3 protein-coding genes are annotated in these 1,980 nt (G+C 28.0%); all 3 read left to right on the forward strand.

The features are described 5' to 3' along the window. The first annotated feature begins 90 nt into the window (after nt 1-90). The 3 genes from fabZ to AMN95_RS02785 are packed head-to-tail and all read left to right on the forward strand — an operon-like array spanning nt 91 to nt 1,958. Nucleotides 91-537, forward strand: a complete 447-nt coding sequence (gene fabZ / locus AMN95_RS02775) for a 3-hydroxyacyl-ACP dehydratase FabZ (RefSeq protein WP_075522466.1) — start codon at nt 91-93, stop codon at nt 535-537. A 48-nt stretch (nt 538-585) separates the two neighbouring features. Continuing rightward, the gene (lpxD, locus tag AMN95_RS02780; RefSeq protein ID WP_075522467.1) at nt 586-1,563 is read left to right on the forward strand and encodes a UDP-3-O-(3-hydroxymyristoyl)glucosamine N-acyltransferase; all 978 of its coding nucleotides are present in this window, start codon (nt 586-588) and stop codon (nt 1,561-1,563) included. Continuing rightward, complete coding sequence (locus tag AMN95_RS02785; protein ID WP_082256657.1) at nt 1,560-1,958, forward strand: acyl-ACP--UDP-N-acetylglucosamine O-acyltransferase family protein; 399 nt, start codon at nt 1,560-1,562, stop codon at nt 1,956-1,958. The genes lpxD and AMN95_RS02785 overlap by 4 nt, the downstream gene beginning before the upstream one ends. Nucleotides 1,959-1,980: the final 22 nt, after the last annotated feature.

Below are 1,980 nucleotides of genomic sequence, written 5' to 3' on the forward strand. Positions count from 1 at the left end.
AATAAAGTATGAAAAGTCTAAAATTTCTACAGTGCTCAAAAGACCTGGTACGTTTGTTGATAAAGAGATTAAATCTTTAAAAAAAAATTAATGAAACTAAGTAAAAAAGAAATAGCTAATTTGCTTCCCCATAGAGAACCAATGTTGTTGATTGATGAATTGATAGATATAAAAAAATTACATTCTGCTACAGCTATTATGAATGTTAAAAAAGATGCATTTTATGTTAATGGACATTTTCCTGGAAATCCTGTTATGCCAGGTGTATTAATTGTAGAAGCATTTGGCCAAGCAGCTGCTGCTCTGACTGCTCATGGTATCGACAAGAAAGAATATGATAACAAATTAGTTTTTTTAATGAATATTGAAAAAGCTAGATTTAGAAATCCAGTTATTCCAGATTGTAAATTAGAATTGAAAATTGAAGCTATAAGATCCCATGGTAGAGTTTGGAAATATAAAGGTGAGGCATTTGTTGAGGGAAAGCGTATGGCGGATGCACAATGGTCAGCTACAATAGTAGATAAAAATAATTAGAAATAATTGTTGATAATTAAAATTGAAATATTTTGATATTAACAAGGTGTGAAAAATCCTTTTTTTAAAAATACTGGACCTCATAGTTTGAATTATTTGCTAGAAACTATTTATTTGAAAGATGATAATATTACTGATGTTAAGATAAATGATATAAAAGATCTTAGCTCTTCTCAAAAAAATGAAATAACTTTTTTACATTCAAAAAGATATACTGACTTAGCAAAAAAAACTAAAGCATCTTATTGTTTAACATCTAAAAATTTTCAATCATTTTTACCAAATAACTGTAAGCCTATTATTTCAGACAAAGTTTTATTACATACTGCTCAAATAACAAAAATTTTTTACCCAGAATCTATAACTGATGATTATGATAACACTGTTAAACCAATTAATGAAACAGAATTTAAGGATAAAATTAAATCTGGAAAAAATGTTCTTATTGGCAAGAATGTAAAAATTGGTGAGAATTGTTTAATTGGTCATAATTCTATTATAGAAAAAAATGTTAACATCGGCGATGATTGTTCTATAGGATCAAATGTAATTATAAGAAATTCATTGATTAAAAATAATGTTCACATATTAGACGGTTGTGTGATCGGAAAGAAGGGGTTTGGTTTTTTTCCGAATAAAGAATCTAATTTTAGGTATCCGCAAATAGGCATTGTAATTATTGAGGATAACGTAGAAATAGGTTGTGGATCTACAATAGATAGAGGTTCTCTCTCAAATACAATCATAGGAAAAAATACATATTTAGATAATCAAATACATATAGCCCACAATGTTAAAATTGGTGAGAATTGTATTATCGCTGGACAAGTGGGCTTTGCTGGAAGTTCTACTTTAGGTAATAATGTTATGATTGGAGGTCAGGCTGGTATTTCAGGTCATCTTAAAATTGGTAATAATGTGCAAATAGGTGGTGGTAGTGGAGTTATAAAGAATATTCCTGATAATTCAAAAGTAATGGGTTATCCAGCAAAGGATTTAAAAAATTTTATTAGAGAAAATAAATGATAGATAAAACAGCCGTAATAGATAAAAATGCAAAATTGCATTCGAGTGTAAAAATTGGACCTTATTCAGTCATTGGTCCTAATGTAGAAGTTGGAGAGAATACAGAAATTCAATCACATGTAAGCATTATTGGAAATATTAAAATTGGAAAAGGAAATAAGATTTTTCCATTTGTTTCAATTAATGATCCTCAAGACTTAAAATATAATGGTGAAGATACAAGTTTAGTTATTGGAGATAATAATAAGATAAGAGAATATGTAACAATAAATCCTGGGACAATTGGTGGAGGATCTAAAACAGTAATTGGAAATAATTGTTTATTTATGATTTCATCACATATAGCTCATGATTGCCTGTTGAGCCAAGTATTACAATTTTTTTTTTCATTATAAAGATAAAAGATAAATTGAAGGT

It is taken from the genome of Candidatus Pelagibacter communis, from assembly GCF_001180185.1.
GTDB lineage: Bacteria > Pseudomonadota > Alphaproteobacteria > Pelagibacterales > Pelagibacteraceae > Pelagibacter > Pelagibacter ubique_F.